Origin of the sequence: Microcystis sp. M165S2 (assembly GCF_020245885.1) — a bacterium.
Lineage (GTDB): Bacteria > Cyanobacteriota > Cyanobacteriia > Cyanobacteriales > Microcystaceae > Microcystis.
Map to the genome: position 1 here is coordinate 1 of NZ_JADBTZ010000089.1, position 7,033 is coordinate 7,033.

The 7,033-nt window shown below is 42.7% G+C and carries 3 protein-coding genes and 1 tRNA gene; 3 read left to right on the forward strand and 1 reads right to left on the reverse strand.

Annotated elements, in window-relative coordinates:
- Window positions 1-36: 36 nt before the first annotated feature.
- The 3 genes from IM479_RS04925 to IM479_RS04935 all read left to right on the forward strand — a co-directional run bounded on the left by IM479_RS04925 (window position 37) and on the right by IM479_RS04935 (window position 3,166).
- Window positions 37-1,866, forward strand: a complete 1,830-nt coding sequence (locus tag IM479_RS04925) for a tetratricopeptide repeat protein (protein ID WP_287686367.1) — start codon at window positions 37-39, stop codon at window positions 1,864-1,866.
- Window positions 1,866-2,963: a glycosyltransferase family 4 protein gene (locus tag IM479_RS04930; RefSeq protein ID WP_287686368.1), complete on the forward strand. Its 1,098-nt coding sequence runs from the start codon at window positions 1,866-1,868 to the stop codon at window positions 2,961-2,963. The genes IM479_RS04925 and IM479_RS04930 overlap by 1 nt, the downstream gene beginning before the upstream one ends.
- 116 nt (window positions 2,964-3,079) lie before the next feature.
- Window positions 3,080-3,166 (forward strand) — tRNA-Ser (locus IM479_RS04935).
- A gap of 200 nt (window positions 3,167-3,366) precedes the next feature.
- On the opposite strand, the gene mfd is transcribed toward IM479_RS04935, so the two are convergent.
- Window positions 3,367-6,864 carry a transcription-repair coupling factor gene (mfd, locus tag IM479_RS04940; RefSeq protein ID WP_287686370.1) on the reverse strand — a complete coding sequence of 1,166 codons (3,498 nt, stop codon included), beginning with the start codon at window positions 6,862-6,864 and terminating at the stop codon, window positions 3,367-3,369.
- Window positions 6,865-7,033 lie beyond the last annotated feature (169 nt).

A 7,033-nucleotide genomic window follows, 5' to 3' on the forward strand; every position in this document is an offset into this window, starting at 1 on the left:
ACTGTTTACTGTTTACTGATAACTGAAAAACCCCCTATGACAGACAATAGAGATAACTTCAACGAAACTTATAATGCACTAATTGATCGCATTGTCAATCTAACTTTAGAAGGAAAAATTAGGGCTAAATCACAGGTTTATAACCTTTTAGCCGAGGGACTAAAAAATGGCACAGGAGAAATTTTTGAGCGTTGTTTAACCGAAAAAATGATCCTTACTCGCTCACAGTTAGAAACAAAAATTAAAGCGACTAGGGTTTTGCGGGCCCTGGAAACAATCGAAAGTGAATGGGAAAAATATCAAAAAAACAATCAGCAAAATTCTCTCACTGCAGCGGCGATCGATAATCTGGTGAAAATCGATCGAGAGGATCGTTTACTGACTTTAGTAAATTTAATTGATCCCAATCAAAATAATGCTTTAACCCTAGAACAATTGCAACAGTTAGCCAAGAATTTACAGACAATTTCTCAGCAGCGGGGAGAAGCGGATTTATGGCAAATTGCCACAGGGATTAATTTGGGGTTAAATACTTGGTCAAATTTATCGAGTTATCTCACCAGTTGGCTCTACGAACAAAATCGCAATCTTGGTTTTACTAATGATAATGAGCGAGTGACTCCTTGGCAAATTTGGGCAAGTAAAGTTAATCCCTCTTGGTTAAAACGAGTCTTAGAAAGTTTAGCTAATCAACAAGCTTTTGATCCTCTCACTCAAGATTTAACTTTAACCGATTGGGTAGAAACTGCTATTGTTTTTCAATATATCCAAAGAGGACTAATTAACTTTTTTGATCAGCGCATCTATAGCGAAAAATTAGGAGCCAAATTATCCATTTCTACCTTTCTCACCTTCGCTTTAATTTGGTCGCTGTTAACCAATAGTTTCGAGCAAGTTAGTAAAAATTCCCTCTATAGTCGCGGCTGTTTTCAGATGGCTTTACAAATTCTGAGAACCTTTGCTCAACGGGACTATTTTCCTTTATACGGAGGAATTTTTGCCTCCTTTTCTGGCAGTTATCTCAAGGATGCGTTAGACTATTTATCAATTCCTCTGCGTTATGTGGAAGGCACGGGAGAAAAGGCGAGAATTTTAACTTTAATTGCCTATTCTAATCGCATTCGTGGCGACTATCCACAGGCCAGAGAATGTCATCAACAAGCTTTAGAAATTGCTCGTCAACAACAGGATTCTGCTTGTGAAATAGCTAATTTAAACCATTTATCCCGTCTCAATGCTATCCAGAAAAACTATGCAGAAGCAATTAATTTAAGTCAGAGAGCTTTAATCTTAAGTCGTCAACAGGGTAATAGTTTAGGACAGGCTAACGCTTTAGCTAATTTGGGTTATAGTCAGGTACAGGAAGCGCAACAGTTAGAGAGATATGATCCCGAAATTTATCAAAGTTCGATCGAGTATTTAAACCAGGGATTAAAGTTAGCGGAAAGTCTCCAAGATTGGCAGAGTAAATCCCTTTGTTGTAGCAGTTTAGGTCTAGCATATCTTATCCTCGAAAGACCCCAAGAAGCGATTAATATTCTCCTGCAAGGATTGGAATCGGCGAAATACTACGGAGATGTATATCTGCAAGGTTTATTACTAACTTATTTAGGCGAAGCTTACTATCAAGACAAGAATTTTGAACAGGCAATTTATATGGGTTCTCTAGGAATGTATTGGCTACACGAAATCGGTGCAGTAGAATGGCGACAAGCTGCTAGTCTATTAACAGTTATTCGCGGCAAAAATATCGCAGCTTTTGAGCAGACTTTCAGTCAGGAACGTTCCTCCCTGATTAAGTCCCTTGGAGTGGAAGGCTACCAATATATCTCAGAAATTCTCAGCAAATATCAACAGGGTAATTAGTGAATACACAGCATAACTTATTAATTAATCTCTCGGTACTTTTTCCCCAACCCACAGGAATCAGTACCTACATTCTTAACCTCTTACCCTACCTGAAAAATTTAGAACCAACCCTACTAACAACTAATAGTTATCCCGACTTTAACTGTTATTCTATCCCCAAGAATCTCACCCCCGATCGAGGAGCGAAAGGTCATTTAAAACGCTTACTCTGGACTCAGTTTCGGTTATCGTCAATTTACCGACAATTAAACGCCAATTTACTCTTTTCTCCCCTCCCGGAAGCACCGATAAATTCTCCCTGTCGCTTTGTCGTCATGGTACACGATTTAATTCCCCTGCGGTTTCCCAGTTTTACTTCCCCCTTAACTCACTATTTCCGTTATTATGTGCCGCAGGTATTACAACAGGCAAAACATATTATCTGCAACTCTCAGGCAACGGCCAAAGATATCACTGAATATTATCAAATTCCCGCCGATAAAATTACTTCTATTCCCCTAGCCTACGATAATCATCACTTTCGCCCTATTGAAGATAATAAGCCAGAGCATCCCTATTTTCTCTATCTCGGTCGTCCCAATCCCTATAAAAATTTACCGCGTTTAATCGCCGCTTTTGCCCAACTGCCCCCAGATTTAACAGATTATCATCTTTGGATTGCTGGCAGCTTTGATCGCCGTTATACCCCCAATTTACAACAACAAGCGCAAGAATTAGCAGTCAGCGATCGCATTAAATTTCTCGATTATATCCCCTACGATCACCTACCCAAAGTTATCACTCAAGCCACTGCTTTAGTCTTCCCTAGTCTCTGGGAAGGCTTCGGATTGCCCGTTTTAGAGGCTATGGCCTGCGGTACACCCGTCATTACCTCAAATTTGTCATCTTTGCCCGAAGTCACGGCAACAGCGGCAATTTTAATCGATCCCTATCGAGTCGAGGCCCTAGCCGATGCCCTCAAAATTATCGCTCAAGATCGACAATTACACTCAAAATTAAGTCATCTAGGCAAAAAACGAGCCAATGAGTTTAGTTGGCAAAAAACTGGTCTAGCTACGGCCGCAATCTTAAATCAATATCTAGGGTCTGCTTAACTGACAGCGTTTCCCGTCCAGATGAAGTATAACCTGAGCGGTCATCGTCGGAAAAAGAAAAATAATTTGACAGATCGGCAGCATTTGCTGTAGGATTGATGATCGTGACCTTAATTGGAGAGATGGCCGAGCGGTTGAAGGCGCAGCACTGGAAATGCTGTTTAGGGGTAACTTTAACGAGGGTTCGAATCCCTCTCTCTCCGTTCCCAAAGCACCTCATATCTATGAGGTGCTTTTTATAGCGGAGTATAGGAGTCAGGATTCTGAATTCAGGAGATTACTCTTATTGATTATCTTCTCCCCCGCTCCCCACTTCATAATTGATAATTTATAATTGATAATTCCCGCTCCCCACTTCATAATTGATAATTGATAATTCATAATTCCCACTCTCTTATACTTTTTAAACAGGATTTAGTCTAATTCCCGTCGGTAGGCCATCTTTACACTTAGCTAACCACTCCAATAAACTATCTAACTGCTGTGGTGGTTTTACCAATCCTAGACCCCTAACCGTCACCTGTTTGGGACTATAAACAAAGCGTGATCGTATATGTTGGGGTAGGTGTTCTTCTAATAATTTCCAAGCTGGTTCCTCCATGGGAGTTTCTAGGATAATATGCTGTTTTCCATCGGGTTTAATGCGCGAAAAACCGAGGGATTTAGCCAGATGTTTTAACTCGATTACCTTAAATAATTGTGCCACCGGTGCAGGAATTGCCCCGTATCTATCGACTAAATCGGCAGCAATTTGTCCTAAAGTTTTCTGAGAATTGGCAGTAGCGATCGCCCGATAGACATCCATTTTCTGCTCCAGATCTGATATATAATCATTAGGAATAAATGCCGTCAATTTCAGATCGATTTGGGTATCCTCCACTTGAGGAATTTCTTGACCTTGAATTTCCCGCAAAGCTTCCTGTAACATTTCCATATATAGATCAAAACCGATCGCTTCCATTTGTCCCGATTGTTCCGCACCCAATAAGTTACCCGCACCGCGAATTTCCAGATCCCTAGTCGCTAATTGATACCCCGATCCTAACTGGGTAAATTCTTGAATTGCCTTTAATCTTTCCCGAGCGGTTTCTGTTAGTTCTCCCTTGGCCGGATAAAGTAACCAAGCGTGCGCTTGTACTCCCGATCGCCCCACCCGTCCCCGCAGTTGATAGAGTTGCGCTAAACCGAATTTTTGGGCATCTTCAATGATAATCGTGTTAACTCTGGGAATATCTAACCCTGACTCCACAATAGTCGTACAGACTAAGATATCCGCTTCCCCATTATTAAATGCTAACATGGTGGTCTCTAATTCGGACTCATCCATACGACCGTGGCCGATGGCAATTCTAGCACCCGGAATCATCCCTTGAATTGCTGCCGCTTTTTCTTCAATTCCCTCGATTCTGGGTACTACATAAAAAATCTGTCCTCCCCGATCCAATTCATTGCGAATTGCCGTTCTAATCACATCAGAATTATAACTAGAAAGGTGGGTTTGGATGGGACGACGAGAGGGAGGAGGTGTGGTAATTAAACTCATTTCTCGTACCCCAGAAAGGGACATATAAAGAGTCCGGGGAATCGGTGTCGCACTCAAAGTTAACACATCAATATTACTTTTAAAAGCCTTAATTTTTTCCTTTTGATTGACCCCAAAACGCTGTTCTTCATCAATTACCAATAATCCTAAATCTTTAAACTCCACCGCTTTACTCAATAACAACTGCGTCCCCACCACTATATCCAATTCCCCCGTTTTCAAGCGCTGGACGATATCTTTTTTCTCGGAATTGGTGCGAAAACGATTTAATAAACCCACATTAATGGGATAGGGAGCAAAACGTTCTTTCAGGGTGTGATAATGTTGTTGGGTTAAAATCGTTGTTGGTGCTAATAAAGCCACCTGTTTATGACCCGTGGTGACAGCTTTAAAAATAGCACGAATGGCCACTTCTGTCTTACCAAAACCCACATCCCCACAGACTAATCGATCCATCGGGCGATCGCTTTCTAAATCCCGTTTCACATCCTGTATCGCTTTCAGTTGATCAGCAGTGGGTTGGTAGGGAAAAGAATCCTCTAACTCCCGCTGCCAGGGATTATCCATCGGATAGGCAAAACCCGATTTTTGGGCGCGTTGGGCGTAAATATTGATTAAATCAACCGCTAACTTCTTAACCGACTTCCTGACGCGGGCTTTCGTCGCTTCCCACGCTTTGCCAGAGATTTTATGTAATTCGGGCGCTTGACTACCTGTATGACGATAACGAGAGAGATTATCGAGAGAATCGGCAGGAACCCGCAATAATCCATCAGCATACTTAATAACTAGATAATCTCGACCTTGCACTACTCCGCTAATTATGCTTTCCTGCTTTTCTAGTTTGATAAACTGTCCGATGCCATGGTGTTTATGTACTACAAAATCGAGGGGACGGAGTTTGTTCACGTCCACCTGTACCGAGGCTGCTTGCCGACGTTTGCGGACGTAACCGGCAGTATTTAAAAGATGTTGCCCGAAGAACTCTCGATCGCTAACGACGACTATGCGATAGGTGGGGAGAATAAAACCTTCTAATTCAGCTAATCCTGAGTATTTTAGGGCTGTAGCGGTGTTTTGAATTATTAAGCGCTCGATCGCCCCAAAATCAAGGGGATTGGGGATAAATTGGGCCGGGCAGTCGTGTTCCTGTAATAATGAGACTGTGCGGGAGGGTTGGGCAGATATTAACCATGTAGCATACTTATTTACTTTAATCCCGCTATAAATCTCTCTTTTTCCCCGTAAAATTTCCGCTAGTTTGGCGAATTGCCCCGCATTGGTGGGAATCGGACGACTGGAGAGATTAAGGCTATTTTCGGACAGGTGATCGTCTATTTCCGAGAGGTAGAGATGGGGAAATTTGGGCGATATTTCCAGAGATTCGCCAAAAGAACGGTGAATTTTCGGTAAAGGTGGTTCTATCTCTTGCCAGCGTTCCCCAATATATTCTATCCAGCGCTCGCTTCTAGCTTGACAGCTTTCCAGTTCATCAAAGGCAATAAGGGTATTTTCGGGGAGATAATCCAATAAAGAAGCAGCTTGACGGAAGGCCAAGCCTAAAAATCGCTCAATTCCCTCTGGATAAATGCCATTAGCCAATTTTTCTCGATCTTCAGCCCCTAGATAATCGGCCACTGTCGGGGGGAGAGAAGGGGCAATCATCGCCGCGAAGCTAGTGGGAGTAAGAAGCAGATTGGGGATAGAATCCAGCGATCTTTGGGTTGCAGGGTCAAATTCTCGCAATTTTTCCAATTCATCGCCGAAAAATTCTAACCTGACTGGTAATTCTGCCGAAACTGGGAAAATATCAACGATATCGCCGCGACGACTCCATTGCCCTTCGGTTTCTACCAGTGAAACCCGTTGATATCCTAATCTAGCTAGGGTTAGATCGAGGTTTTTGGCTTCTATAATCGTTCCTATCTCAAAATTATCGCTATATTTCTCGAAAACCTCCCTAGGGGGTAAATGGGGCTGCAGGGCCTTTTCGGTGGTAACGATCGCAATTCCGTCCTCTTGATGACTGATTGCCGATAATACCTGCATCTGTCCCCAAATCATCTCGGATTCCCGATTAAATGTCTCGTAGGGGCAAGCTTCCGAGGTGGGATAAAAGAAAACACCTTTCCACGTCATCGCTTCTAATTGGGCAGCCCAACGTGCCGCTTCCTCCAGGTTGGCACAGATAATTAAAAGATTTTTTCCTTGACAACGGGCAAAAGCTGTGCTTATTAATCCTTTCGGTAAGCGGGCAAGGCCAGTTAGGGTTAAATTGCCATTTTTCTCCAGTTTTTGGATAAGTTCGGCAGTTAGAGGCGATTTTTCAATGTTGCGAACAACGGAGGCAAAAGTCATTTTTTAGTGATCGGCTCTCGGTTTTTAGTTAGGGTCTGCTGAAAAAGTTTTTCGGTGGGGGTTGGGGGTTGGGGGTTGGGGGTTGGGGGTTGGGGTGTGGGGTGTGGGGTTTTACCCATTTTCAGGTGGTCAATTACCTAATTTTCAGGGAAAAAGTCCCGGAATTTTC

Bases quoted from the DNA above. Each gene is read 5' to 3' on its own strand.
- IM479_RS04925 (WP_287686367.1), top strand. From the start codon at position 37: ATGACAGACAATAGAGATAACTTCAACGAAACTTATAATGCACTAATT.
- mfd (WP_287686370.1), bottom strand. From the start codon at position 6,864: ATGACTTTTGCCTCCGTTGTTCGCAACATTGAAAAATCGCCTCTAACT.